The sequence below is a fragment of the Demequina sp. genome, from assembly GCF_016278775.1.
Lineage (GTDB): Bacteria > Actinomycetota > Actinomycetes > Actinomycetales > Demequinaceae > Demequina.
Genome location: NZ_JADQBF010000033.1, coordinates 1 through 25222, shown reverse-complemented (window position 1 = coordinate 25222; position 25222 = coordinate 1). Strand labels below are relative to the sequence as shown.

Below are 25222 nucleotides of genomic sequence, written 5' to 3'. Positions count from 1 at the left end.
CCGATCCTGCCGTGGCAACGGACCCCGCACCATCGTCGGCCGTTGGCAATGCCCGACCAGGCGCGAAGGCGCTGGGCATCGGCCGCTCGACCATGTTCGTCGGCGCTGTGCTGCACACGGTAGGCGTGGTGGCGCGCGGCGTCGACGCTGGCCACCCCCCGTGGACCACGATGTACGAGTTCACCATCACGGGCACCCTCGCCGCTGTGATCGTGTTCTTGCTGGTGCAGCGCACGCGTCCCGTGGCCTACATCGCGCCGGGGCTCGCCGGGTTTGCCGTCGTCGCGGTGGTGACCGCCCTGCGCCTGTTCTATCGCGACACCGCCGGACTCCAGCCCGCGCTCGACAGCTACTGGCTCGTCATCCACGTGCCGATCGCGACCATCGCGTCGGGCATCTTCGCGGTGAGCGGCGTTGCGTCCGTGCTGCAGGTGATGCGGATTGATCGCGAGCGGGAACTGAAGGAGCGGCGGCGCTTCATGGGATGGCTCAATTTGCCGCACCGGGCCGTCCGCGGCAAGGGTGCGCGCTGGCTTGAGGGGGTGCCGGTGTCTCAGGTGCTCGAGTCGCTGTCCTTCCGGCTCAACGCCGTCGGCTTTGTGCTGTGGACCTTCACCGTGATGTCGGGTGCGCTGTGGGCAGAGCACGCCTGGGGCCGGTACTGGGGCTGGGACCCCAAGGAGGTCTGGTCGTTTGTGATCTGGATCCTCTACGCGGCGTACCTGCATGCACGCACCACCCAGGGCTGGGCCGGGCGCCGCGCGGCATGGCTGGCCATCTGGGGCTTTATCGCCATCATCCTCAACTTCACCGTGGTGAACCTGTACGTGCAGGGGCTGCACTCCTACTCGGGCCTGTAGTCGTTTGGGGTTGGCGCCCACGCCGGTCCGGCTAGGCTCGCAGGCGTGAAGATAGCGCTCGTCATCGATGACGCCCTGGCCCGCCCGGACGGGGTTCAGGAGTACGTGCGGACCATCGGGCGAGCGATGGGCGAGCGCGGACACGAGGTGCACGTGCTGTGTTCGGGCGAGGCTGGCGCGCCGCCGCCAGGGATCACCGCCGTGCACAGTCTGACGTCCAACGTGGGCGTGACCTTCAACGGCAACGGCCTACGCACCCCGCGCCCGGCCCCGCGCTCGCGACTGCGGGAGTTCCTCGCCGCCGAGCGCTACGACGTCATTCACGTTCAGACCCCGCACTCGCCGTTCTTCGCGGCGCGGGTGGTGCGGGCGGCGCGGCGGGTCCAGGGTGACGCCGTGCGCATCGTCGCGACGTTCCACATCCTTCCCGACGGCGCGGTGAGCGAGTGGGGGACTCGGGCCCTGGGGCTGATGTTGCGCCGCAACCTGCGCCTGTTCGACGCGTTCGCGGCCGTGTCCGCGCCCGCCGCGGCGTTCGCGCTGAGGGCCTTTGGCATCGGCGCCGCCGTGATCCCCAACGCGGTCAGGGTCGATGAGATTGCCGCGCAGGCTTCTGCCCGGCCGTGGCCCGCCTACCCGCGGGGCCGGGTCATCATCGCGTTCCTGGGACGGCTGGTGGAGCGCAAGGGCGCGGTCGAGCTCGTGGAGGCCGTGGCGGCACTGCCGGCCGACGTGCGCGAATCCGTTGTACTGCGCATCGGCGGCAAGGGACCGCTTGCGGGGCGCATTGATGAGTTGGTGGCGCTGCATGGCTTGGGCGACGTCGTGAGCCTCGAGGGCTTCGTGACCGACGAGGCGAAGCCTGGGTTCATGGCGGCGGCGCATCTGGCTGTGTTCCCGGCGACTGGTGGCGAGAGCTTCGGCATCGTGCTTACCGAGGCGATGGCCGCGGGCTCCGGCGCGGTGCTGGGCGGTGACAACCCCGGCTATGCGTGGACTCTCGACAACTCCGCGGCCGTGATTGACCCCCGCGACACGGCGGCCTTCGCTGCGCGCTTGGCGACGCTGGTCGGGGACCGTGAGGAACGCGCCGCGATTCACGCCCAGCAGGCCGCACGGGTGCGCGACTTCGATGTGGCCGTGGTGGCGGAGCGAGTGCTCTCGCTGTACGACCGGCGCGAGTAGCGTAGGCACCATGCAGGTTCTCGCGTATTGGCTGGTACGCACCGCCATCTTCTTGGGCTTCTACGCCGTGCTGTGGGTGCTCAACTGGTTCGACATCTGGGCCGTGGTACTCGCGTTCATTCTGGGATGGGCCGTGAGTTACGCCGCGTTGCCTGGCATGAGGGTCCGGGCCGCCGAGCAGATGGACGGGTGGATTAGCCGTTCGCGGCGCGGCATCGAGTCGGACGAGGCCGTCGAGGACTCGGAGACCAAGGGCGAGTAGCCGCTCCCGGTCACGAACTCACTACCGGACGGCCCCAAAGCAGGTCAGCCGAGCGCGATGCCGATGGCCAGCAGCGCGCCGTACCCCATACCGATTCCGCTGATCCCCAGGAAGATCGGCTTGAGCGCCATTCCGCTAGCGCCGAGCCGCACCGTGAGCGCCACCGCCAGGCTCGGCAACGCCGCGAGGGTAGCGAGCAAGGCCCACGGCACGGCGAACCCCACCAGCACGGCGCCCACCACAGGCGCGAGCACCACGGCCGCAAACAGCCGACGCGTCCGGCGCTCGCCCAGCCGTACCGCTAGTGTGCGCTTGCCAGCGAGCGTGTCGCCCTCGACGTCCCTGATGTTGTTGACCATGAGCAGCGCCACCGCGTAGAGACCCACGCAGGCGCTCGCGACCACGGCCCACCACGTCACGGCTCCCGCCTGGGTGAACATCGTGCCCAGGACGGCGACCGGGCCGAAGAAGACCCACACCACTGCCTCGCCCCACCCCCGGTACCCGTACGGATTGGTGGAGGCGGTGTAGGCCCACGCGGCCGGAATGGCGAGTGCGCCCACGGCGAGCAGCCACCAGTACCCGCTGACCGCGCACAACGCGATCCCCGCCACGCCGCCCACCCCGGACGCCAGGTACGCGGCGCGCTTGACGGCACTGGGGCGCGCGCGGCCAGACGCCACCAGGCGAGACGGCCCCACCCTGTTGATGTCGGTTCCCCGCACTCCGTCCGCGTAGTCGTTCGCATAGTTGGAAGTGATCTGGAGCGCGAGTCCCACCACCAAGGCGAGCAGCGCGTGGACCGGACGGAACGAACCGAGCGCCGCCGCCGATGCGGAGCCCACCAAGACGGGAGACACCGACGTCCACAAGGTGCGCGGGCGCGCGCCGTCGATCCAATCGTGGGCAGTTGTCATGGAGTGTTCCGTTCAAGGGAGGCTGCGAGTGAGCGTAGTGCCGGGTAGTTGACCTTGCCGCTGGCGAGGCGGGGGAGAGCCTCAACAACGACGAGCTCTCGGGGAAGTTTGTGTCGCGCCACCACGGGCTCGAGGGCGCTTCGCAGCTCGTGAAGCTTGCGCATCTGGTTGAGTGCAGTAGGCACCACAAATGCCACCACAGTCGCGCCCCACTCCGCGTTGGGGACCCCCACCACAGCGCACTCCTTCACCCAGGCCTGGGTGTCTATCGCGCGCTCCACGGTGCGTGGATTGACCTTGAAGCCGCCAGTGGTGATCAGGTCGTCCACCCGGCCGAGCACTCGCAGCCGCCCGTCGCCAGCCCACTCGCCCAGGTCGGACGTGACCAGCCAGCGGCCGTCGTCGTCCTCCACCCATGCGTCGGGCCGCTCCGGGCGGTACGCATCGGCAAGGGATGGTCCGGCGATGCGAATCCGGCCGTCGTCGCCGACGCGCACCACGGTGTCCCCAATCGGTACACCGTTGTAGACGCAGCCGCCGGCGGTCTCGGTCAGGCCGTAGGTGCGGACGACGTTGGCTGGAGGCTCGTGGCCGAGAGCGGCACCACCTACCAGCACGGCGGTAAACGAGGTGAGGGCATCGGCGCCGTGAGGGGAGTCCAGCACGCGCCTCAACTGGGTGGGCACCAGGGAGGTGAAGCGGGGTCCGTCGGCTGGCAGGCGGTCGGCCGCGGCGGCGAAGGCGTCGGCCGTGAAGGGCCCGGGGCCCACACCTGTGAGGGCGGTGCTGGCCACGCGAGACCTCACCACCACCATGGCTCCCGCAATGCGATCGATGGGCAACGCGAGCAGCCAGTGGCCCTCCGCACCGAGGGAATCGGCCGTTGCTCGCGCCGACGCGCGCAGCGCATCACCGGACACCAGAACCTCGGACGGCTCGCCGGTGGAACCCGAGGTGGCCACGGCGATTCCCCGCACTTTGCCAGCCAAGGCATCGGCGACGGCGTCGGCCGCTCCGTCTGTCAACCGCGCGTAGTCCATGGGGCAAGCCTAAACGGCCCCTAGAATCCTCCTATGCGTGCACGTGTGGGGGTAGTCGCGGCGGTTGCCGTCGCGCTCGCGGTGACGGCGTGCGCTCCTGAAGAGATCACTCCAGCGTCGGTCACCTTCACGCCCGACCCCGTCGTCACGCGCGAGCCCGCAGCGGAACCGCCTGAAGACCCGATTCCTGCGGTGGTGTGGCCCCTGTCCGGCATGGATGCGACGGAGGCCGACCCCGCGTTGTTGGCGAGGCCGTCGCTTGCCATCAAGATACCGAATGACTCCAAATCTCGGCCGCAGAAGAATCTCGAACATGCGGACATCGTGTTCGAGCAGTACGTCGAGGCGGGAATCCCGAGGCTGGTGGCGATCTTCCACTCGAGCCAGCCAGACGAGGTGGGTCCTGTCCGCTCCATGCGCGAGATGGATCCCAACATCGTCGGCTCGTTTCAGGGCCCGCTCGTGTTCTCCGGCGCCAACTGGAACGTCATGAGCTCTGCACGCAACACGGGTCAGTTGCTGATCGCTCAAGACCTGGGTGACGGTGGTTTCTTTCGCACCAAGGATCGTTACTCGCCGTACAACCTTTACGTGGACGTCGCTGACATCCTCGCGCAGGCGGGGGACTCGCCGCAGCCGCCCCAGCAGTTCAACTACGCGTATCCGTCAGAACTCGCCACCGCGTTTGTGGAAGGCACGCCGGCGAGTCACATCGACTTGCGCCTGTCACGCTATGGCGAACCAGGCTGGGACTGGCAGGCCGACACCGGCGTGTGGACCCGCACCGAGTTTGGCGAGCCTGACATCACGGTGGACGGCAACCACATATCGGCCACCAACGTGGTGGTGTTGTTCGTGAGGGTCTACTACCACTGGGGCCTGCCCGTGTCGGAGATGATCGTGAGCAACAGGGCTGGCTATGTGGCGACCGGCGGCAAGTACCTTCCGATCAAGTGGAGCAAGGCCGACCGGACGGGCAAGTACGTGCTGACCACAGAGGATGGCGAGCCGGTGAGTTTGGCTGCCGGCCAGACGTGGGTTGAGCTGATACCCAACGAGGGAGTCGCTGGCGGGCACGCCAAGTTCTCCTGAGCACTGCCGCCGCGTCTCGCTCAGAACGCGTACGGGAACTCGCGCCAATCGGGCTCGCGGCGCTCGAGGAACGCATCCCTGCCCTCTTGGGCCTCGTCCGTCCCGTAGGCCATGCGTGTCGCCTCCCCGGCGAACACCTGCTGGCCAGCGAGGCCGTCGTCGGCCAGGTTGAAGGCGAACTTGAGCATTCTGATGGCCTGCGGCGATTTGGTGGCGACGATGCGCGCGTAGTCAAGGGCGCGGGCCTCCAGTTCGGCGTGCGGAACCGCCTCGTTGACGACGCCCCAGCGCTCGGCATCGTCCGCCGAGTACTCGCGGGCCAAGAAGAAGATCTCGCGGGCGCGCTTGTCGCCCGCCTGGCGAGCCAGCAGCGCGGAGCCGTAACCCGCGTCAAACGAGCCGACGTTGGCGTCCGTCTGCTTGAAGCGCGCATGCTCGCGGCTAGCGATGGAGAGGTCGGCCACCACGTTGAGGCTGTGGCCGCCCCCGGCCGCCCAGCCGTTGACTGCGGCCACAATCACCTTGGGACTGGTGCGCATGAGCCGCTGCACCTCCAGGATGTGGAGACGCCCGCCGTGAGCGGGGGCATCGGCCGCCGAGCCCTCGTACAGATACCCATCGCGACCCCTGCTGCGCTGGTCGCCTCCAGAGCAAAAGGCGTGCACGCCGTCGGCCGCCGGGCCGTTGCCGGTGAGGACGATAGTGCCGACGTCGGCCGTCATCCTGGCGTGGTCGAGCGCGCGATACAGCTGGTCAACCGTTTGGGGGCGGAAGGCGTTGCGCACCTCTGGCCGGTTGAAGGCGATGCGCACGGCCGGAAGGTCGCGCTCGGCGCCCCCCTCGCTGCGCTCCACCCAGCGGTGGTACGTGACGTCGTCGTCCTCGAAACCGTCGATGGCCCGCCACTGGGTGGGGTCCATGAGGTCGGAGACCTGTGCCGGGATGTCGCTCATGGTTCGAGCGTAGCCGGACGGCCCCGGCGCACTGCTTCCGGGTGAACAGTGGTGACCGCGTGATGCCCGACGCGCCGGGTGCGGGGCACCTGTGCCGCATGTCGGACGCGCCGTCCGGTCAGAAGTGTTCACGCGGTGCTACGCGGTGGGGTGCGGGGCCGGGCGGTGCGGCGCCGGCCGGTCGTAGCGCGAGGGCGAGAGCGGCGTGTGTGATGCCCCAATAGGCTGTCCCCATGGAATTCCGCCCGTTCAGCATCACGCTTAACAAGCGATTTCGTGGGCTGACGGAGCGCTCGGGGATACTCTTTCGCGGCACGGGGCCCGACGGCGCCGACGCGTGGGGCGAGTACTCGCCCTTCGCGGACTACAGCCCAGAACAGCGCAATCGCTGGTGGGCGGCGGCCATGGAGGCGGCCACTGGCCGACTGCCAGCGCCCGTGCGAGCCGACGTCGAGACGGCCGCCATCATTCCCACTATCTCGCCGGAAGCGGCTGCGGTATTTGTGCGCGAGTTCGGCTGCCGCACGGCCAAGCTCAAGGTGGGCGGCCCGCGCGGTGCGGACCCCGATCCCGCGGCAACCCTTCGCGCCGACGTTGAAAGGGTCGAGGCCGTCGCATCCGCCCTGGGCAGCGGTGGCAAGTTGCGTGTCGATGCCAACGGCGCGTGGACCCTCGCGGCAGCGGGCGCCGCCATCAAGGCCCTCGACGATGCCGCCCGCTCGGGTGGCCTCACAGGCCTCGAGTACGTGGAGCAGCCGTGCGCGTCTATCGGCGACTTGGCGGCTCTGCGACGCCGCATCGACGTCCCCATCGCCGCGGACGAGTCCATCCGGCTCACCGGCGACGTGGACGCGGTGCTGGGCGCGGAGGCCGCCGACATCCTGGTGCTCAAGCCGTCGCCGCTCGGCGGTGCGCGCGCGTGCCTCGCCATTGCGGAGCGCGCGGGCCTGCCCGTCGTGATCTCCTCGGCGATGGAGTCGAGCGTTGGCCTGGCCTCCGCCCTGGCGGCGGCACTGGCTCTTCCGGACGCGGGTTTCGCTCACGGACTCGGCACCGGGACCCTGCTCGCCACCGATACCGTGGACGAGACCCTCGTCCCGGTCGCCGGGCGCCTGACGCCGAGGGCACTTAGAGTGACGGCATGACCCACCCGGCCGCGGCCTTCGCGCGCGAGTTAATCGCCGCGTTGGCGGTCCACGGCGTGACGGACTACGTCCTGTGCCCTGGGTCTCGCTCGGGTCCGCTCGCCCACGCGCTGGCGGAAGCCGCCGCCGAGAACCGCCCGCCCGGCGCACCCCACGTGGACCTGCACGTCCGCATCGACGAACGTTCCGCCGCGTTCTTGGCCCTGGGCATCGCCCGCGCTCGCTCCCTGACCGGCCCGCCCCGGCCCGTCGCCGTCGTGACCACCTCTGGTACCGCCGTCGGTAACCTCCTGCCAGCCGTGATGGAAGCCCACCACGCAGGCCTTCCGCTGTTGCTCCTCACCGCCGACCGCCCCAACGAGCTGCGCGGCATTGGGGCGAACCAGACCACTGATCAGGAGGGACTGTTCGGGACGTTCGTGCGGTGGGCGGCCAACTCGTCGGCCCCCGAATGCATCGAAAGGGGCGGCCGCGCCACCCTGCTTGCGGCGCGCGCTGTGCACTGGGCGACGGGCAAACCTGAGCGCGACGATCTGGCGGCCGCGCCCGGGCCGGTGCACCTCAACCTGGAGTTCAGGGACCCGCTCGGCCCGGACGGCGCCCCGTGGCCAGACGTGCGGCCAGAGAAGGCGACGCTGCTCGACCGCACCCGAACGCGCCTGCAGACGCTATCCAAGGCAGCTCGCAAACTGCCGGCTGGCGTGCGTGGCGTGGTGATTGCCGGCGACGGGGCTGGGGACGATGCCAGGCGCGTCGCCGAGGCCCGCGGCTGGCCGCTGCTGGCGGAGCCGACGTCCGGCGCGCGTGCGGGCGATCATGCGTTGGTCCACTACGCCGAGCTGTTGGCCAGCGCCCCCGGTCAGGAACTCGCCGCGCGGGTGCAACACGTCGTGGTGATTGGCAGGCCCACGCTGTCCAGATCGGTGCAACGGCTCATCGACACGGCCCCCTCGCTCGTGGTGGCGGCGCACGGCGCACGGTGGAGGGAGGCTCCTCGCCACGCGGAGCGCGTGTTGCCAGCAGTCCCTGACGAATGGTTTGTGCCAGGCAACGCCGACGACGCGTGGTTGGCTGAGTGGCGGCGCGCGTGCGCGGAGGTCGCGGTGGCCTCTGAACGCTGGGACGGTCGGGCGGTGGCCCGCGCCTTCGTCTCGTCGCTGGCCGCCGACGACGTCGCCCTGCTGGGATCGTCGGGACCCATCCGCATGGTCGACGCGGTCGCGCCCGTGTGGTCCGTGGGGCGCGCCCCCACCCTGGTTGCCAATCGTGGGCTCGCGGGGATTGATGGCACGGTGTCGACGGCGATGGGTCTCGCCCTTGCGATCGGCAAGCCCACGTCGGCGCTGATGGGCGATGTGACCTTTCTGCACGACGCAGGGGGGCTGCTCGTGGGTTCTGGTGAGCGCGTGCCTGACCTGCGCATCGTGGTGGTCAACGACGGTGGCGGCACCATCTTCAGTCGGCTCGAGCATGCCGACGCGCCGCCCGCCAACGTCCTCCGCGTGTTTACCACCCCGCACGCCGCTGACCTGGCAGCGATCGCGAACGCCTACGGAGCTACCCACACACGCGTCGAGTCCGTGGGGGAACTGGAAAGGGCGCTCGCCAAGCCGCCGGTGGGCGTGCACATTGTGGAGGCCGCCATCTAGGCGGGTGGTCCGGCACGGGACGCGGTCCCAGACTCTCAGCGTCCTCTCAGGTTCCCTCCAGGCTGGGCGCAGGTGGCCTTGGTGTGATCAGTTCACACGATCCACCAAGGAGGACATCATGAACAGTTCACGAGTGACACGCGGCATGGCCTGGGGGGCTGGCGCGCTCGCGACCGGAGCCCTGGTGCTCGCGGCCGCCCCTTCCGCCACGGCGGAGGAGACCACCGACGACCCTGGGTGCGGCCGCCACGGCGCCGTGCTTGACCGGCCCTACGTAGGTGCCCGCATTGCCATCACGGACGACGGCGCCACGGTGATCCACGTGGTCGATGACAGCCCCGCGGACGCAGCGGGACTCGAAGAGGGCGACGTCGTGATCAGCATTGGCGGCATCGAGCTGGACGAGCGCGGTGCACTCTACGACGCGCTGCACGAGACAGAGGCTGGCGACGAGCTCACGGTCGTCTACACGCGCGACGGGTCACAAGAGACCACGTCGGTCACTGTCGGCAGTCCCGACGACCGCCCGGAACCGCCCGCCGTCGAGGACAGGCCATGGGTGGGAGCCCGCCTGGTGCGTGTCGAGACCGCCGACGGCGTGCTGGTGCGGAACGTTGTTGCCGACGGTCCGGCGGACGACGCAGGGCTTGAGGTGGGCGACATCGTCACCGCGATCGACGGTCAGGACGTCACCGATTGGTGGCAGGTGCGCGAGATCCTGCGCGAATTTGCGCCGGGAGGCGCGGTCGAGCTGACCGTAGACCGGGACTCGGGTTCCGAGACCGTCACCGTCACCCTTGGCTCGGCGGCCGATGCGCCGGCCAGGCCAGCGGACGGCGAGCGCCCTGGGCGCGGCGAGGGCGTCGGCCCGCGCGACGGCATGGGTGTTCGCGACGGCTCTGGTGTGCACGACGGCCAGGGGATGCGCCGCGGCATGGGCGACGGGCAAGGCAACAGCTAGCCCCAATGCGGGCAGGGTGCCTCAGGCGCCCAGTGCCGCCCGCATCGGCTCCAACTTGGCCTCCGACTCCGCCCACTCAGAGGCGGGGTCGGAGGCCGCGACGATTCCGCACCCCGCAAAGAGCCTCAGGCGTGTGGGGTCGTCGCGGTCCATTTCCGCACACCGCAAGGCGATGCACCACTCACCGTCCCCAGCGGCGTCGATCCACCCCACGGGACCGGCGTAGCGGCCCCTGTCGAGGCCCTCAAGGCGGTCGATCACGCTGGCGGCAGCCAACGTTGGCGTGCCACACACGGCCGCGGAGGGGTGCAACTCGCGCACCAGGTCGAGCGCCCCCACCGGTTGCGACAGGGCGCCAGTGATGTCCGTCGCGAGGTGCATGACGTTCGGCAAGTGCAGCACGCTCGGTTCGTCAGGAACGTTCACGGACGCGCAGTGGGAGGCGAGCACTTGCGTGACGGAGCCCACCGCGTAGGAATGCTCCTCGCGGTCCTTTGAGGAGCGAGCCAAGGCGGCGGCGCGGGCCAGGTCACCCATCTCGTCGCCCGTCATGCGGATGGTCCCTGCCAGGACGCGGGAGGTGACAAGCCCGTGGTCGACGCGCGCCAACAGCTCTGGCGTGGCGCCCATCATGCCGTCCACCTGGAACGTCCAGCACATGTCGTAGTCGGCGGCCAGACGGGCCAGCACCGCGCGCACGTCGAGAGGGCCGTGGGCCACGGCCTCGACGGCGCGGGCCAGCACCACCTTGTTGACCTCGCCGGTGCCGATGGCCTTCACGGCGGCAGAGACGGCGGTCCGCCACTCAGCCTCGTCTCCGAGGGAGACCTCGACCTCCGGCATGGGACAAGGGGGCGCCCCATCGGCGAGGGCGTCCGGCAGCGACACCTCGTCGACTCCGCCAGCGCCGATGACGGTGAAGAAGGAGCGGCCGTCGACCCTTCCCACCACATACCGCGGGACGATGAGCGCCCCGCCCGCCCCGGCATCGTCGGCAAACGCGAAGGAGCCGAAGGCCACGAGCCCTGTTCCGCGCACACGCACGTCGTCCCTCACGGTGGCGTGACGGGTGGCGCGTCGCCACCACCGCAGTGCCTCGTCAATGCGATCGGGGCCAGACGTGTCGCGCCGAGCAACTTCACCCCATGCCACCATGCCGTCGCCACGCCGGACCCATGAGATGCCCTCGACGGGAAGGGTGGCGAGCAGGTCGCCTGGGTCAGGGATGTCGACCGTGCGCGCGGTCAGAGGGCCGGGAGCGGCCGCGTCGATGCTCACCCCGCAAGCGTAAGCGAGCCGGACCATCGTCCCGTACGACGTAGGCTTGGGGGCGTGAAAACCGAGGCCGACGTGATCGTGATCGGCGCGGGCCCCGGTGGCTCCGCGTCCGCTCGCTACTTGGCCGCCGAGGGCTTCGACGTGATTGCCTTGGAGAAGGCCCACTATCCGCGCGAAAAGGTATGTGGAGACGGTCTTACCCCGCGAGCCGTCAAGGAACTGCAGCTCATCGGGCTGCCCACTCCGCGCGACGAGGGCTGGATTCCCAACCACGGCCTGCGCATGGTGGGCGGCGGCCACCGCCTCGAGTTCCCCTGGCACGACCTGGACGCGTTCCCGCAGTACGGCTTGTCTTTGCCGCGCGCCCAATTCGATCACCGCCTCGCCGAGCACGCCAGGGCCGCAGGCGCCGACGTGCGCGAGGGTTGGCACGTGGACGCGGCCCTGACCGACGACACCAGCGACGGCTTTGGCGGGGGAGGCAGGGTCATCGGTGTCACCGCTCGCCAGACGGACGCGAAGGGCCGCAAGGTGGGAGAGCCCACCGAGTTCAGGGCGCCCTTGGTGATCGCGGCCGATGGCGTGAGTGCCCGCATCGCCCTCGGGCTGGGCATCGAGCGCAAGAAGAGGCGCCCCATCGGCGTGGCGGTGCGTACGTACTTCGAGACGCCGCGCCACGACGAGGAGTGGATGGAGGGCCACCTCGAGATTTGGGACGGCGAGCGCGGCAACTCCAAACTGCTGCCGGGCTACGGCTGGATCTTCCCGCTCGGCGACGGCACGGCCAACGTCGGACTCGGCACGCTCAGCGCCAAGGGCACACCTCCAAAGCTCGACCACAGGGCGCTGCTGCTCGACTGGCTGGAGCACTCAGCCAAGGACTGGGAGTTCGGTGCCCAAGTGGGCGAGATCAAGGGTGCCGCGATCCCCATGGCCTTCAACCGGCAGCCCCACTACGTGCCCGGCATGATGCTGGTGGGCGACTCTGGCGGCATGGTCAATCCCTTCAACGGCGAGGGCATCGCGTACGCAATGATGGCCGCGCGCAGGGCCACGGAGGCGGCGGTCGCATGGCGGTCAGCAACGGACGACGCAGCGCGCGAGAAGGCTCTTGCCTCGTACGCACGCATGATGAAGGACGACCTGGGCGGCTACTACACGTTGGGTCGCGTCTTTGCTGCGCTCATCGAGAAGCCCGCGATCATGAAGGTGTGCACGAGGTACGGGTTGCCCCGTCCGCTCGTCATGGAATTTGTCTCTAGACTGCTGGCAGACGTGTACGAGCCGCGAGGCGGCAATTGGGCCGACAGGCTACTCACCGCAATGACCAAGGTCACGCCAGCGGCATGAGGACGGGAAGGAAGCAATCGTGAACCCCTACGTGCCGATCATGGTGATGGTCACCGTCGCGGGATTGCTCGCTGCCGCAGGCCTCGTCGCGAGCGCGTTGATCGGTCCCAAGCGCTACAACTCGGCCAAGCTCGATCGCTACGAGTCGGGACTGATGCCCACGCCTGGTGCCGACGGCGGCGGGCGCATCCCCATCAAGTACTACTTGGTGGCCATGACGTTCATCATCTTCGACATCGAAGTGGTGTTTTTGTACCCTTGGGCGGTCGCGTACGAGCAGCTCGCGCTGTTCGGCCTGATCGCCATCATCACCTTCCTCGCGCTGATCACGATCCCCTTCGTGTACGAATGGCGGCGGGGTGGATTCGAGTGGGAGTGAGGTCCGCATGAGCGAACACACCGATGCCCCTCCATTCATGATCGGCAAGCTCGAAGACTTTGCCGGCTGGGCAAGAGCAGGCTCCATGTGGCCGGCGACGTTTGGCTTGGCGTGTTGCGCTATCGAGATGATGGCAACGGGCACTCCCCGTTTCGACATCGCGCGCTTTGGCCAGGAGGTGTTCCGCGGTTCGCCGCGACACGCTGACATCATGATCGTGGCTGGCCGCGTCTCGCAGAAGATGGCGCCCATTCTGCGACAGGTGTACGACCAGATGCCGGAGCCCAAGTGGGTGCTTGCTATGGGCGTCTGCTCATCGTCTGGCGGCATGTTCAACAACTATGCGATCGTCCAAGGCGTCGATCACGTGGTGCCCGTCGACATCTACCTCCCCGGCTGCCCGCCTCGGCCCGAGATGCTGATCAACGCGCTACTCAAGGTGCAGGAGTTGGCCAAGGAAAAGCCGATGCTGGGTCACCGCCGTGAGATCGCCGCCGCCGCAGAAGCGGCCGCGCTCGCGGCCACGCCCACGTCCCAGATGAACGGGCTGCTGCGGTGAGCCCCGCCAAGGACAAGGGCAAGAAGGCCAAGGCTGACGGCGCCGCTGTGGCCGCCTCCTCGCGCACCAGCACCGATGCGGCGGAGGGCTCCGACGCTGAGCTGGCCCCCGTCGTCCCCGAGGGGCGCACCCTCATCAACGTGCGTGAGGGACAGTTCGGGGCGCGCGGGGACACCTCCGGCTACGACGGGCTCACTCGCTTTGTCTACATGCCTGACGCAGCCGAGCGGCCCTACGGTTCGTGGTTCGATCAGGTGGTCGACGCGCTTGAGGAACTCCTTGGTGACAAGGCAGGCGCCGCGATCGAGGCCGTCATCGTTGATCACGACGAACTGACTCTGCGCGTGGCTCGTGAGCACCTGTTGGAGGTCTGCAGCCATTTGCGCGACGACCAAGACTTGCGGTTCGAGATGTGCCTAGGCGTCAATGGGGTGCACTACCCCGCCGACGTCGGCCGCGAGTTGCACGCGGCGTATCCGATGCAGTCGGTCACGCACAACCGACGCTTGCGCATCGAGGTCACCGCGCCGGATGACGACCCGCACATTCCGTCGATCACTTCGATCTACCCGATGAACAACTGGCACGAACGCGAGACGTGGGACTTCTTTGGCATCATCTTTGACGGCCACCCGTCGTTGTCCCGCATCGAGATGCCGGACGACTGGGTGGGGCACCCGCAACGCAAGGACTATCCGCTTGGCGGGATTCCCGTGGAGTACAAGGGCGCGGAGATTCCGGCGCCAGACGAGCGTAGGCAGTACAGGTAGGCGGGCGAGATGACGAACGAATCGACAAGCCCCCACGCCACGGCTGGCCTGGGAGAAGACGACGGGACGGCGCCCGAGTTCAACGTGTTCGGCGGAGACTGGTCGGACGTGGCAGAAGAGGCCACCCGCTTGGGCGAGCAACGACTCGTCTTCAACATGGGCCCCCAGCACCCGGCCACGCACGGCGTGCTCCGCATCATGCTCGAAGTCGAGGGCGAGACGGTGACCGAGTGTCGCGCAGGGATCGGCTACCTGCACACCGGCATCGAAAAGAACATGGAGTTCAGGACCTGGACTCAAGGGGTCACGTTCTGCACGCGCATGGACTACGTGGCGTCGATGTTCAACGAGGCCGTGTACTGCATGGGCACCGAGACACTGCTGGGAATCACGGACGACATTCCCGAGCGCGCCAATGTGTTGCGCGTGCTCATGATGGAGCTCACCCGCATCGGCTCGCACCTGGTTGCCGTCGGCACCGGTGGAAACGAGTTGGGCGCCACCACCGTGATGACGACGGCCTTCATCGGCCGCGAAGAAACCTTCAAGGTGATCGAGCACATCACTGGCCTGCGCACCAACAACGCCTACATCCGCCCTGGCGGCGTCGCGATCGATGCACCTGAGGATTCGGTCGAGATGATCCGCGCGATGATTCCCAAGGTCAAGCAACGCCTGGATGAGTTGGCCCTCCTGCAGCTCGAGAACCCGATCTTCAAGAGCCGCCTCAAGGGCGTGGCCAAGCTGGATCTTGCGGCGTGCATGGCGCTAGGAGTCACCGGTCCCATCTTGCGCTCGGCCGGTCTGCCATACGACCTGCGCAAGTCCGAGCCCTATGCGGGCTACGAGACGTACGACTTCCAGGTCCCCACATCGACGGACGGCGACGCGTACAGCCGCGTGGTGCTGCGCCTCGAGGAGTGCTACGAGTCGCTCAAGATCATCGAGCAGTGTGTCGACCGCCTCGAGCAGTCGGAGGGGCAGCCGATCATGGTCGCCGACAAGAAGATCGCGTGGCCAGCCCAGCTGTCCATCGGCTCCGACGGTCAGGGCAACTCCTTCGAGCACATCCGCCACATCATGGGCGAGTCCATGGAGGCGCTCATCCACCACTTCAAACTGGTGACGGAGGGCTTCCCAGTTCCGGCAGGCCAGGCGTTTGCGGCCGTCGAGAACCCCAAGGGCCTACTCGGTTGCCACGTCGTGTCCGACGGCGGCACCAGGCCGTGGCGCGCTCACTTCCGCGACCCAGGCTTCAACAATCTGCAGGCGCTGTCGATGCTCACTCAAGGCGGCCAGGTGGCCGACGTGGTGGTCGCGATCGCCTCCATTGACATGGTTTTGGGAGGCGTCGACAGATGACGTACGACGAGTCCACTGCGAAGCAGCTCTCCAAGGACGCGGCCGAGATCATCGGCCGTTACCCTGTGAGGCGCTCCGCGCTGCTACCCCTGCTGCACTTGGTGCAGTCAGTGGACGGCTACGTCAGCCCGGATGGCGTCCAGTTCTGTGCCGATCAACTCGAACTGTCCTCCGCAGAGGTCAGCGCCGTCGCCACGTTCTACACGCAGTACAAGCGTCGTCCCAATGGCGAATACCAGGTGGGAGTGTGCACCAACACCTTGTGCGCCGTGATGGGCGGCGACGAGATCTGGCGCCAACTGTCGGAGCGCGTCGGCGCGGGTCATGACGAAACCACGCCAGACGGCAAGATCTCGCTCGAGCGCATCGAGTGCAATGCCGCATGTGACTACGCGCCGGTGATGATGATCAACTGGGAGTTCTTCGACAACATGACGCCGGAAACGGCACTGCAACTCGTCGATGACATTCTGGCTGGCAAGGACCTAGTGCCGACGCGCGGCGCAGACAGGGTGGTCTCCTTCAAAGAGACCTCCCGCGTGCTCGCAGGCTTCGAGGACGGCAGGGCCGACGAGGGCGTCTCGGCTGGCGCACCGTCGTTGGCTGGCATTGAAACGGCGAAGCAGCAAGGCTGGAAGGGGCAGGACAAGTGACCGATCTGACCCCGGTGCTGAGCGCCACGTGGGGCCTCGACCGCTCGTGGAACTTCGACACCTACGCGGCGCATGGCGGCTACGAGGCCGCCACCAAGGCCCTCACGATGGACAAGGCCGACATCATTCAGGCCGTCAAGGATTCTGGCCTGCGCGGCCGCGGCGGCGCGGGATTCCCCACCGGCATGAAGTGGGGATTCCTGCCAGAGCCCGACGGCGGACCTCGCTACCTGGTGGTCAACGCCGACGAGTCAGAGCCGGGCGCGTGCAAGGACGTTCCCACCATGATGGCGTCGCCACACACCGTCATCGAGGGCATGATCATCACGGCCTTCGCCATCGGTTGCGACCACGCGTTCATCTACGTGCGTGGCGAAGTGGTCCACGTCTACCGCCGGCTGATGAAGGCCGTGGCAGAGGCGCGTGACAATGGCTGGCTTGGCAAGGACATCAAGGGCACCGGCTTCAACCTGGAGATCACGGTTCACGCGGGAGCCGGCGCCTACATCTGTGGCGAGGAGACGGCTCTGCTCGACTCGCTCGAGGGCAGGCGCGGCCAACCGCGCCTCAAGCCGCCGTTCCCCGCGGTCGCCGGTCTGTACGCCCGCCCCACCGTCGTCAACAATGTCGAATCGATCGCATCCGTGCCGCCGATCATCGCCAAGGGCGTCGACTGGTTTGCCTCGATGGGAACCGAGAAGTCCAAGGGAATGGGCTTCTTCTCGCTGTCCGGGCATGTCAAGCGCCCCGGCCAGTACGAGGCGCCGCTCGGTATCACCGCGCGCGAGCTGATCGAGATGGCTGGCGGCATGCGGGAGGGTCACGAGCTCAAGTTTTGGACCCCCGGAGGGTCTTCCACCCCGATCTTCACTGATGAGCACCTGGACACCCCGCTCGACTACGAGTCGGTGGGGGCTGCGGGGTCGATGCTGGGAACCCGTTCCCTGCAGATCTTCGACGAGACCACGTGTGTGGTGAGGGCCGTGGAGCGGTGGACACACTTCTACAAGCACGAGTCGTGCGGCAAGTGCACCCCGTGCCGCGAGGGAACCTATTGGCTCGAGCTGATCATGCGCAGGCTCGAAGCGGGTCAGGGCACCATGGCCGACATCCAGCAGTTGCTAGACACGTGTGACTCGATCGCCGGGCGTGCATTTTGCGCGTTGGGCGACGCAGCAACCGCACCGATCATCAGCTCCGTGGAGTACTTCCGCGAAGAGTATGTGCGCCACGTGACGGAGGGCGGCTGCCCGTTCGACCGCGCCGCGGCGGCACTGTTCGACTACGACTCGGCACCAGAGGAGGCCCACGCATGAGCACAAGCGCGGACCAGACTCCCGCCACGACCGACTTGGTGACCGTCACGATCGACGGCATCGAAACACACGTGGAACAGGGCACGCTCATCATCCGTGCGGCCGAACAGATCGGCATCGAGATCCCGCGGTTCTGCGATCACCCTCTGCTCAAGCCTGCGGGTGCATGCCGCCAATGCCTCGTGGACGTGGCCAGCCCGGGCCCAGACGGCAACCTGCGCGCCTTCCCCAAGCCTCAGGCGTCGTGCACCATGCCAGTGACGGAAGGCATGGTCGTCAACACGCAGAACACGTCGGAAGAGGCCGAGCGGGCCCAGAAGGGCGTGATGGAGCTACTGCTCATCAACCACCCGCTCGACTGCCCGGTGTGCGACAAGGGCGGCGAGTGCCCGCTGCAGAACCAGGCGATGAGCCACGGCCGCGGCGAGTCCCGCTTTGTGGACGTCAAGCGCGTGTTCGAGAAGCCTCTTGCTCTGAGCAGCGAGATCCTCCTTGACCGCGAGCGTTGCATCCTGTGTCAACGGTGCACCCGCTTCTCGCAAGAGATCGCTGGCGACGCCTTCATCGATCTGCAGAACCGCGGCGCGATGCAGCAGATCGGCACCTTCAACGAAGACGTGCTCGGGTTCGACGGCTACGGCCCGGTGGGCGCTGCTGCAGAGGACGAGACCGGCAATGCCTTCAGCTCGTACTACTCGGGCAACACCATTCAGATCTGCCCAGTCGGTGCACTCACGAGCGCGTCGTACCGCTTCCGGTCCCGCCCGTTCGATTTGGTGTCCAGCCCCGGAATCTCGGAGCACGATAGCTCCGGCAGCGCGATTCGCACCGACCACCGTCGCGGCAAGATCTTGCGTCGCCTCGCGGACAACGACCCCGTGGTGAATGAGGAGTGGGTCACCGACAAGGACCGCTTCGCCTTCGCGTGGCAGAACCTAGCCGACCGCATCACCCAGCCGTTGGTCCGTAAGGACGGCGAACTGGTCGAGGCATCCTGGCCGGAGGCTCTCGCCGCCGCAGCCGCGGGGCTGACGGCCGCCATCGGCAAGACGGGCACCCCAGCCGACAAGAAGGCGAAGGGCGTCGGCGTCCTTCCCGGCGGCCGCGTCACCTTGGAGGACGCCTACGCCTACGCCAAGTTTGCGCGCCTGGTGCTCGACACGAACGACGTCGACGCGCGTACCCGCTGGTCGTCCGATGAGGAGCAAGCGTTCCTAGGAGCAAGCGTCGCAGGCACAGGGCTGGGCGTCACGTTCGCTGAACTAGAGAAGGCTCCCACGGTGCTGCTCGTTGGCTTCGAGCCGGAGGACGAAGGCGGCGTGGTGTTCTTGCGCCTCAAGAAGTCCGCCGGCCGCCAAAAGGTCTTCACGGTCGCCTCCCACCTCAGTCGGGGACCAGAGAAGTTGGGCGCCACCCTGCTGCCAGCCGTCCCCGGCCACGAGGCAAGCGTGGTGGCGTCGCTCAAGGGAGCGAAGGCCGCCTACAAGGACCTGCGGGCACCGGGTTCGATCATCGTCGTCGGCGAGCGCGCAGCCGCGTCTCCCGGCACCCTCACCGCCGTTGAGGCGCTCGCCAAGCGCGCGAAGGCCCGGGTTGCGTGGATTCCGCGCCGGGCGGGCGAACGCGGGGCCGTCGAGGCGGGTGCGCTTCCCGGCCTGCTTCCTGGCGGGCGCGACGCCGCCGTCACGGCGGCCAGGAATGCCGTTGCTAAGGCATGGGGAGCGTCGTCGTTGCCCAACACCAAGGGACGCGACGCCGACGCGATCATTGCCGCGGCCTCGGCAAAGGCGCTCGACGCCCTCGTGATCGGAGGTGTCGACGACAGCGACCTCACTGAGGACCTGCTGAAGGCGATCACCAACGCCAAGTTCACGGTGAGCCTCGAGGTACGACGCACCGCCGTGGCCGACGCCGCCGACGTGGTACTGCCGGTGGCGCCGCCGAGCGAGAAGTCGGGAACCTTCGTCAACTGGGAGGGCCGGCTGCGAGCCTTCGGCACGGCGATTCACACCGACGCCATGTCCGACCACAGAGTTCTTGACCTCCTCGCACGCCAGCTGGGCACCGACCTCGGCACCGCCACCGTGGATGCCATCAACGCCGAACTCGCCTCGTTGGGAGCGGCCGCGACATCCCATCGGCCCAAGGCGCCAGCCGAACCCACTCCCGCGGCACCTAAGAAGTCAGGGGGCACCGACGGCGAGCTGGTGTTGGCCACCTGGCATCAATTGGTTGATGAGGGTGCGCTGCAGGATGGTGAACCGTACCTTGCGGGCACCGGTCGCATGGCCGTGGCCCGCGTCTCTCCCGCGACCGCAGAGGCCCTTGGCCTGCACGGCGTCATCACCGTGACCGCCAAGCGCCGCGGTGCGATCGATGTGCCAGTCGCCGTCACCGAAGGGATGGTCGACAACGTGGTGTGGTTGCCCACCAAGTCCCCTGGGTCCTGGGTTGCCCAACAGTTGGGCGTCCAGCCCGGCGACACCGTCGTGGTGAAGGGAGCCGCCTCATGATCAGGTTGGCCATGGCAGTCGACGAGAACTCGCTTGCCGGCGACTCGATCTGGGTTGTCATCATCAAGGCGGTGCTGATCCTCGTCTTCCTCCTCCTGTCGGTGCTGTTCGCCGTGTGGTTTGAGCGGCGCGTGGTGGGGCGCCTTCAGGAGCGTCCCGGCCCGAACAGGCACGGCCCGTTCGGCCTGTTGCAGTCGGTGATGGACGCCATGAAGCTCCTCATGAAGGAGGACATCACCGTCCGCGCCTCAGAGAAGCTCCTGTACATCGTGGCGCCGATGATCTCTGTGTTCGCAGCGTTCCTCACCTTTGCGGTCATCCCCTTTGGGCCCGAGACTCGCATCCCGTTCACCGACGAGGTGACTCCCCTTCAGCTCACCGACTTCCCGGTGGCCGTGTTGTACGTCCTGGCGGCGGCGGCGCTCGGCGTCTACGGCATCGTCCTTGGCGGTTGGGCCTCCGGCTCGACGTACCCGCTGATGGGAGCGGTGCGCTCCACGGCTCAAGTGATTTCCTACGAGTTGGCGATGGGACTGTCGCTCGTCACGGTGTTCATGTACTCGGGCGCGATGAGCACTCAAGAGATCGTGGACGCTCAAGAGAGCGTGTGGTGGGTGCTCCCGCTCCTGCCGGCCTTCGTGATCTACGTCATCTCGATGGTGGGGGAGACTAACCGGTTGCCGTTCGACCTTCCCGAGGCCGAGGGCGAGCTGGTGGCCGGCTACATGACGGAATACTCGTCGATGAAGTTCGCGTGGTTCTTCTTGGCCGAGTACATCAACATGATCAACGTCTCTGCGATCGCCTCGACCCTGTTCCTTGGGGGGTGGCGTCCCTTGTGGTGGCACGAGTGGCCGGGCTACTACATGCTGAGCAACGGCATCTTCCCTCCCATCTGGCTGGTCATCAAGATCTGGCTGCTGATGTTCGTCTTTGTGTGGATTCGCGGCTCGGTGTTGCGCTTCCGGTACGACCAATTCATGAAGTTCGGCTGGAAGGTGCTCATCCCCGTCGGGCTCGGCTGGGTGGTCCTCGTCGGCGCAGGCATGGTGCTGCTTCCCGAGTTCAACCGCGACACGTCCTACTTCTTCGCCTTCGCGCCCATCATCGCCGTGCTTTTGGCGTGGGTGGTGTTCTCCTTGGTGGTCGATACCAAGGCCGTCAAGCGCGAAGAGGCCGAGGCGGCGCGCCTGCAGAAATTCGAGACCGAAGAGTTCGACCCCTTCGCCGGCGGCTATCCGGTTCCGCCCCTGCCGGGCCAGAAGCTGCCCCCGTCCCCGCGGTCCGGCCGCACCGTCGACGTTGTCAAGGAGGCACCGGGTGACTGATCACCGCGAAGAATCCCACGAGGCCTTTACGTCCAACCTCCCTCAACCGGGAGGCATCGCCGGCGCGCTCATGCCGGTGGCCGGCTTTGGCGTGACATTGCGCAACTTCTTCCGCCCCACAGTGACGGAGCAGTACCCCACCACTCCGGCAAACGTCCAGCCGCGCTACCACGGCAGGCACCAGCTCAACCGGTATGCGGATGGCCTGGAGAAGTGCATCGGTTGCGAGTTGTGTGCGTGGGCGTGCCCGGCCGACGCCATCTATGTGGAGGGCGACTCCAACACGCCAGACGCCCAGTTCAGTCCAGGCGAGCGTTACGGCAGGGTCTACCAGATCAACTATCTGCGGTGCATCTTCTGCGGACTGTGCATCGAGGCGTGCCCCACGCGCGCGCTCACCATGACGAACGAGTTCGAAATGGCCGGGCCCACCCGCGAGGGGCTCATCTACGAGAAGCATGACCTGCTGGCACCCATGGAGGAAGGCATGCTCGCCGCTCCTCACCCGATGGCCCCCGGCACCACTGACACCGAGTACTACACGGGTGACGTGTTGCGGACTACGCCTGAGCAAGAGGCGTGGGTGCGGGCACACCGACCTGACGACGAGACGCTGCCCGAGAACCAGCCGGTGCGCGAGGGCCACATCCCCCACTCCGAGCAGAGTGGTCCGGGGACGCCAACGCCCTTGGGAGCGAAGCGATTCATCAATGGCACGGGTGGGGGCATCTGATGATCTCTCCCGTCCTGTTCTGGTTCGTCGCCTTCATCACCGTGATTCCGGCGCTCGCACTGATCTTCTCGCGCAGGCCGGTGCACGTCGCCATGGCCGTCGTGCTCGTGATGGTGGGGCTTGCGATCTCCTACGTGGCACTCGACGCGCCCTTCCTCGGAGCGGTCCAGATCATCGTCTACACCGGCGCCGTCATGATGCTCTTCTTGTTCACGCTCATGCTCGTGGGAGTGGACAAGCGGGAGAGCCTCAAAGAGACCATCACTGGCCAGCGGTGGATCGCTTTGGCGCTGGCCATTGGTCTGGGCGCCTTGCTCATCAGCGTGGTGAGTCGCCTCACGTTCTCTGTGAGCGAGCGGGCCACGGTCGGTGAGCCCACCGAGGTGGCCGGTTGGCTGTTCGGCGACTACGTGCTGGTGGTCGAGGTGTTGGGCTTCCTGCTGATCACCGCGGCGGTGGGCGCGCTGGTGCTCACGCACGTCCCGCGTCTGTTCCCCAAGCGCACCCAGGCCGAGATTCAGGCCGCTCGTATCGCGGCAGGGGCTGACCCCGTCAACAAGGCGTTCCCTGGTTTCTATGCGCGGCACAACGCGCTCGACGCGCCGGCACTCGACCCAGAGGGCAACCCGATCGAGGATTCCGTCTCCCGCGTGCTCAGGGCCAGGAATCAGACGATCGACGGCTCCGAGTTCAAGGACGACAACAAAGCCCGCAGGCGTGAACTGGGAGCCAAGGAGGATGACGCGTGAGTCCCGTCAACTTTGTCTACCTCGCGTCGGTGCTGTTCGCGATCGGCGCGGCCGCCGTGTTGCTGCGTCGCAACGCCATCGTCGCCTTCATGGGCGTGGAGCTCATGCTCAACGCTGCCAACCTCACGCTCGTCGCGTTCTCTCGCATGATCGGCGAGATCAACGGCCAGATCATGGCGTTCTTTGTCATGGTCGTCGCCGCCGCAGAGGTGGTGGTGGGCCTGGCCATCATCATCGCCGTGTTCCGTGCCCGTCAGAGCATCTCGCTCGATGAACCGTCCGAGCTGAAGGGTTAACGATGCTGTCCGTCACCTGGCTGCTCATTGCGGTCCCGCTTGCGAGTTTCTTTGTGCTCATGCTCGCCGGCCGTCGCGCCGACGCGTGGGGACACTGGCTCGGCGTCGCCGCGTCTAGCGTTGCCGCTATCGTCGGCATCGGCGCCTTCTTCCAGATGTTGGGCCGCGACGCCGAGTCGCGTGCCGAGTCCGTTCACCTGTTCACGTGGCTGTCTGGCAGCGAGCTTCACGTGGACGCCGGGCTGCTGGTTGACCCCCTGTCGCTGACGTTCGTGATGCTCATCACCGTGGTGGGCACGCTCATCCACGTCTACTCCGTGGCGTACATGGAGAACGACCCGCGCCGCCGCATGTTCTTCGCCTACCTCAACCTCTTCATCGCGGCGATGCTGCTGCTCGTGCTCGCGGATTCCTACCTGCTCCTCTTTGTGGGCTGGGAGGGTGTTGGCCTCGCGTCGTACCTGCTGATCGGCTTCTGGAATCACAAGAACGAGTACGCGACGGCCGCGAACAAGGCCTTTGTGGTCAACCGCGTCGGCGATGTGGGACTCATCATCGCGATGGGCCTCATGTTCGCCCACTTCGGCTCGGTGAACTTCGCCGACGTGCTCGGTGGAGTGGACGACGTCTCGACGCCTGTGCTCACCGCGATTGGCCTGACGCTGCTACTTGCCGCCACGGGAAAGTCGGCACAGTTCCCGCTGCAGTCGTGGCTTGGCGACGCCATGGCCGGCCCCACCCCGGTGTCGGCGCTCATCCACGCGGCCACCATGGTGACCGCTGGCGTGTACCTGATCGTCCGCTCCGGCGCGATCTACGAGGCCGCGGACGACGCTCGAGTGGTCGTGGCCATCGTCGGCGCCATCACCCTGATCATCGGTGCCGTCATCGGTAGCGCAAAGGACGACATCAAGAAGGCGCTCGCCGCCTCCACGATGTCCCAGATCGGCTACATGATGCTCGCGGCAGGGCTCGGCCCCGTCGGCTACGTCTTCGCGATCTTCCACCTCGTGACCCACGGCTTCTTCAAGGCTGGCATGTTCCTCGGTGCCGGGTCAGTGATGCATGGCATGAACGATCAGACCGACATGCGCCGCTACGGCGCGCTACGCACCGCGATGGTCACCACGTGGATCACGTTCGGCCTTGGCTGGCTCGCTATCCTTGGCGTCCCGCCGTTCTCCGGCTTCTGGTCCAAGGACAAGATCATCGAGACCGCGTTCGTTGGCGAGGGCTGGCAGCCGTGGGTGTTCGGCCTGACGGCCCTCATCGGCGCGGGAATGACGGCGTTCTACATGTCGCGGCTGTTCTTCATGACGTTCCATGGCAAGGCACGTTGGACGGACGATCAGCACCCGCACGAGTCCTCGCTCATGATGACCGTGCCCATGATGGTGCTCGCGGCGGGATCCGCCTTCTTGGGACTGTTCCTGGCAATCGGCAACCGCTTCCAGCACTGGCTTGAGCCCGTGACGGGCGCGCACGGCGAGCACCACCCGGTGTTGGCGGTGCCAGTGATCACCACCCTGACGTTGTTGCTTGTCGCCGCGGGAGCCGCGCTCGCCTACTGGATGTACTGGCGAAACGATGTGCCCCAGGAGGCGCCGCCGCCATCCCTCGCGGTCTTGGCGGCACGCAACGACCTCTTCCAAGACTCCGTCAACCGGGCCGCTTTCCAGATCCCTGGAACCCACCTCACGCGCACTCTCGTGTACGCCGATGCAGCGATCGTCGACGGGGCAGTCAACAAACAGGCGACGGGCGTCGCCGCCTTTGGCGAGGCGAGCAGACGCTTCCAGTCAGGAAAGGTGCGCTCCTACGCGATGCTCATGCTGCTCGGATTCCTGGTGCTCGCCAGCATCATCGTGGTGG

The 25222-nt window shown here is 67.3% G+C and carries 24 protein-coding genes; 20 read left to right on the top strand and 4 right to left on the bottom strand.

Translation table 11 applies throughout. From position 1 onward, the window contains the following. From ccsB to QZZ33_RS05175, 3 genes are all read left to right on the top strand, one after another. The coding region (gene ccsB, locus QZZ33_RS05185; protein WP_291378668.1) for a c-type cytochrome biogenesis protein CcsB at window positions 1-860 on the top strand (860 nt) is incomplete at its 5' end. A 45-nt stretch (window positions 861-905) separates the two neighbouring features. Beyond that, on the top strand, window positions 906-2045 hold the full coding sequence (locus QZZ33_RS05180) for a glycosyltransferase family 4 protein (RefSeq protein ID WP_291378667.1): 1140 nt from the start codon (window positions 906-908) through the stop codon (window positions 2043-2045). A gap of 10 nt (window positions 2046-2055) precedes the next feature. Continuing rightward, the gene (locus QZZ33_RS05175; RefSeq protein ID WP_291378666.1) at window positions 2056-2307 is read left to right on the top strand and encodes a DUF4229 domain-containing protein; all 252 of its coding nucleotides are present in this window, start codon (window positions 2056-2058) and stop codon (window positions 2305-2307) included. 44 nt (window positions 2308-2351) lie between these two features. On the opposite strand, the gene QZZ33_RS05170 is transcribed toward QZZ33_RS05175, so the two are convergent. Next, window positions 2352-3224, bottom strand: coding sequence for a 1,4-dihydroxy-2-naphthoate polyprenyltransferase (locus tag QZZ33_RS05170; RefSeq protein WP_291378665.1), 873 nt, complete (start codon window positions 3222-3224; stop codon window positions 2352-2354). Further along, complete coding sequence (locus tag QZZ33_RS05165; RefSeq protein ID WP_291378664.1) at window positions 3221-4264, bottom strand: AMP-binding protein; 1044 nt, start codon at window positions 4262-4264, stop codon at window positions 3221-3223. The genes QZZ33_RS05170 and QZZ33_RS05165 overlap by 4 nt, the downstream gene beginning before the upstream one ends. A 33-nt stretch (window positions 4265-4297) precedes the next feature. On the opposite strand from QZZ33_RS05165, the gene QZZ33_RS05160 reads away from it, so the two are divergent. Then, entirely contained in the window at window positions 4298-5356 is a 1059-nt protein-coding gene (locus QZZ33_RS05160) for a DUF3048 domain-containing protein (protein WP_291378663.1), read from the top strand. Between the two features lie 20 nt (window positions 5357-5376). On the opposite strand, the gene QZZ33_RS05155 is transcribed toward QZZ33_RS05160, so the two are convergent. After that, entirely contained in the window at window positions 5377-6309 is a 933-nt protein-coding gene (locus QZZ33_RS05155) for a 1,4-dihydroxy-2-naphthoyl-CoA synthase (protein ID WP_291378662.1), read from the bottom strand. Between the two features lie 233 nt (window positions 6310-6542). Between QZZ33_RS05155 and QZZ33_RS05150 the strand changes: the two genes are divergently transcribed. From QZZ33_RS05150 to QZZ33_RS05140, 3 genes are all read left to right on the top strand, one after another. After that, complete coding sequence (locus QZZ33_RS05150) at window positions 6543-7454, top strand: o-succinylbenzoate synthase (protein WP_291378661.1); 912 nt, start codon at window positions 6543-6545, stop codon at window positions 7452-7454. Continuing rightward, window positions 7451-9103, top strand: a complete 1653-nt coding sequence (menD, locus tag QZZ33_RS05145) for a 2-succinyl-5-enolpyruvyl-6-hydroxy-3-cyclohexene-1-carboxylic-acid synthase (RefSeq protein WP_291378660.1) — start codon at window positions 7451-7453, stop codon at window positions 9101-9103. The genes QZZ33_RS05150 and menD overlap by 4 nt, the downstream gene beginning before the upstream one ends. 118 nt (window positions 9104-9221) lie before the next feature. Next, window positions 9222-10064, top strand: a complete 843-nt coding sequence (locus QZZ33_RS05140) for a PDZ domain-containing protein (protein WP_291378659.1) — start codon at window positions 9222-9224, stop codon at window positions 10062-10064. Window positions 10065-10085: 21 nt separating this feature from the next. Here QZZ33_RS05140 and QZZ33_RS05135 read toward each other — a convergent pair whose 3' ends face one another. Then, window positions 10086-11342, bottom strand: coding sequence for an isochorismate synthase (locus QZZ33_RS05135; protein WP_291378658.1), 1257 nt, complete (start codon window positions 11340-11342; stop codon window positions 10086-10088). Window positions 11343-11396: 54 nt separating this feature from the next. Between QZZ33_RS05135 and QZZ33_RS05130 the strand changes: the two genes are divergently transcribed. The 13 genes from QZZ33_RS05130 to nuoL all read left to right on the top strand — a co-directional run. Next, a complete protein-coding gene (locus tag QZZ33_RS05130; RefSeq protein WP_291378657.1) occupies window positions 11397-12692 on the top strand; it encodes a geranylgeranyl reductase family protein in 1296 nt (431 codons plus the stop codon). Window positions 12693-12708: 16 nt separating this feature from the next. Then, complete coding sequence (locus tag QZZ33_RS05125) at window positions 12709-13071, top strand: NADH-quinone oxidoreductase subunit A (protein WP_291378670.1); 363 nt, start codon at window positions 12709-12711, stop codon at window positions 13069-13071. A 7-nt stretch (window positions 13072-13078) separates the two neighbouring features. After that, window positions 13079-13630, top strand: coding sequence for an NADH-quinone oxidoreductase subunit B (locus QZZ33_RS05120; protein WP_291378656.1), 552 nt, complete (start codon window positions 13079-13081; stop codon window positions 13628-13630). Continuing rightward, window positions 13627-14400, top strand: a complete 774-nt coding sequence (locus QZZ33_RS05115; protein ID WP_291378655.1) for an NADH-quinone oxidoreductase subunit C — start codon at window positions 13627-13629, stop codon at window positions 14398-14400. The genes QZZ33_RS05120 and QZZ33_RS05115 overlap by 4 nt, the downstream gene beginning before the upstream one ends. Before the next feature lie 9 nt (window positions 14401-14409). Continuing rightward, window positions 14410-15762, top strand: a complete 1353-nt coding sequence (locus tag QZZ33_RS05110; RefSeq protein ID WP_291378654.1) for an NADH-quinone oxidoreductase subunit D — start codon at window positions 14410-14412, stop codon at window positions 15760-15762. After that, window positions 15759-16415, top strand: a complete 657-nt coding sequence (gene nuoE / locus QZZ33_RS05105; RefSeq protein ID WP_366475640.1) for an NADH-quinone oxidoreductase subunit NuoE — start codon at window positions 15759-15761, stop codon at window positions 16413-16415. Before QZZ33_RS05110 ends, nuoE begins: the two co-directional genes overlap by 4 nt. Then, window positions 16412-17731, top strand: a complete 1320-nt coding sequence (nuoF, locus tag QZZ33_RS05100; protein WP_291378653.1) for an NADH-quinone oxidoreductase subunit NuoF — start codon at window positions 16412-16414, stop codon at window positions 17729-17731. Before nuoE ends, nuoF begins: the two co-directional genes overlap by 4 nt. Next, window positions 17728-20244, top strand: coding sequence for an NADH-quinone oxidoreductase subunit G (locus tag QZZ33_RS05095; protein WP_291378651.1), 2517 nt, complete (start codon window positions 17728-17730; stop codon window positions 20242-20244). The genes nuoF and QZZ33_RS05095 overlap by 4 nt, the downstream gene beginning before the upstream one ends. Beyond that, window positions 20241-21572: an NADH-quinone oxidoreductase subunit NuoH gene (gene nuoH, locus QZZ33_RS05090; protein ID WP_291378650.1), complete on the top strand. Its 1332-nt coding sequence runs from the start codon at window positions 20241-20243 to the stop codon at window positions 21570-21572. The genes QZZ33_RS05095 and nuoH overlap by 4 nt, the downstream gene beginning before the upstream one ends. A 70-nt stretch (window positions 21573-21642) precedes the next feature. Then, window positions 21643-22305 (top strand): NADH-quinone oxidoreductase subunit NuoI, encoded by a 663-nt coding sequence (nuoI, locus tag QZZ33_RS05085; protein ID WP_291378669.1) that lies wholly within the window; start codon window positions 21643-21645, stop codon window positions 22303-22305. Continuing rightward, a complete protein-coding gene (locus QZZ33_RS05080; protein ID WP_291378648.1) occupies window positions 22305-23054 on the top strand; it encodes an NADH-quinone oxidoreductase subunit J in 750 nt (249 codons plus the stop codon). Before nuoI ends, QZZ33_RS05080 begins: the two co-directional genes overlap by 1 nt. Next, window positions 23051-23350, top strand: a complete 300-nt coding sequence (nuoK, locus tag QZZ33_RS05075; protein ID WP_291378647.1) for an NADH-quinone oxidoreductase subunit NuoK — start codon at window positions 23051-23053, stop codon at window positions 23348-23350. Before QZZ33_RS05080 ends, nuoK begins: the two co-directional genes overlap by 4 nt. 2 nt (window positions 23351-23352) lie before the next feature. Then, on the top strand, window positions 23353-25222 hold a 1870-nt coding region (gene nuoL, locus QZZ33_RS05070; protein ID WP_291378645.1), incomplete at its 3' end, for an NADH-quinone oxidoreductase subunit L.

Excerpts from the sequence above, each read along its gene's own strand:
- QZZ33_RS05175 (WP_291378666.1), top strand. The coding sequence starts at position 2,056 with ATGCAGGTTCTCGCGTATTGGCTGGTACGCACCGCCATCTTCTTGGGC.
- QZZ33_RS05170 (WP_291378665.1), bottom strand. The coding sequence starts at position 3,224 with ATGACAACTGCCCACGATTGGATCGACGGCGCGCGCCCGCGCACCTTG.
- QZZ33_RS05165 (WP_291378664.1), bottom strand. The coding sequence starts at position 4,264 with ATGGACTACGCGCGGTTGACAGACGGAGCGGCCGACGCCGTCGCCGAT.
- QZZ33_RS05160 (WP_291378663.1), top strand. The coding sequence starts at position 4,298 with ATGCGTGCACGTGTGGGGGTAGTCGCGGCGGTTGCCGTCGCGCTCGCG.
- QZZ33_RS05155 (WP_291378662.1), bottom strand. The coding sequence starts at position 6,309 with ATGAGCGACATCCCGGCACAGGTCTCCGACCTCATGGACCCCACCCAG.
- QZZ33_RS05150 (WP_291378661.1), top strand. The coding sequence starts at position 6,543 with ATGGAATTCCGCCCGTTCAGCATCACGCTTAACAAGCGATTTCGTGGG.
- menD (WP_291378660.1), top strand. The coding sequence starts at position 7,451 with ATGACCCACCCGGCCGCGGCCTTCGCGCGCGAGTTAATCGCCGCGTTG.
- QZZ33_RS05140 (WP_291378659.1), top strand. The coding sequence starts at position 9,222 with ATGAACAGTTCACGAGTGACACGCGGCATGGCCTGGGGGGCTGGCGCG.
- QZZ33_RS05120 (WP_291378656.1), top strand. The coding sequence starts at position 13,079 with ATGAGCGAACACACCGATGCCCCTCCATTCATGATCGGCAAGCTCGAA.
- QZZ33_RS05110 (WP_291378654.1), top strand. The coding sequence starts at position 14,410 with ATGACGAACGAATCGACAAGCCCCCACGCCACGGCTGGCCTGGGAGAA.
- nuoE (WP_366475640.1), top strand. The coding sequence starts at position 15,759 with ATGACGTACGACGAGTCCACTGCGAAGCAGCTCTCCAAGGACGCGGCC.
- QZZ33_RS05095 (WP_291378651.1), top strand. The coding sequence starts at position 17,728 with ATGAGCACAAGCGCGGACCAGACTCCCGCCACGACCGACTTGGTGACC.
- nuoH (WP_291378650.1), top strand. The coding sequence starts at position 20,241 with ATGATCAGGTTGGCCATGGCAGTCGACGAGAACTCGCTTGCCGGCGAC.
- nuoI (WP_291378669.1), top strand. The coding sequence starts at position 21,643 with ATGCCGGTGGCCGGCTTTGGCGTGACATTGCGCAACTTCTTCCGCCCC.
- QZZ33_RS05080 (WP_291378648.1), top strand. The coding sequence starts at position 22,305 with ATGATCTCTCCCGTCCTGTTCTGGTTCGTCGCCTTCATCACCGTGATT.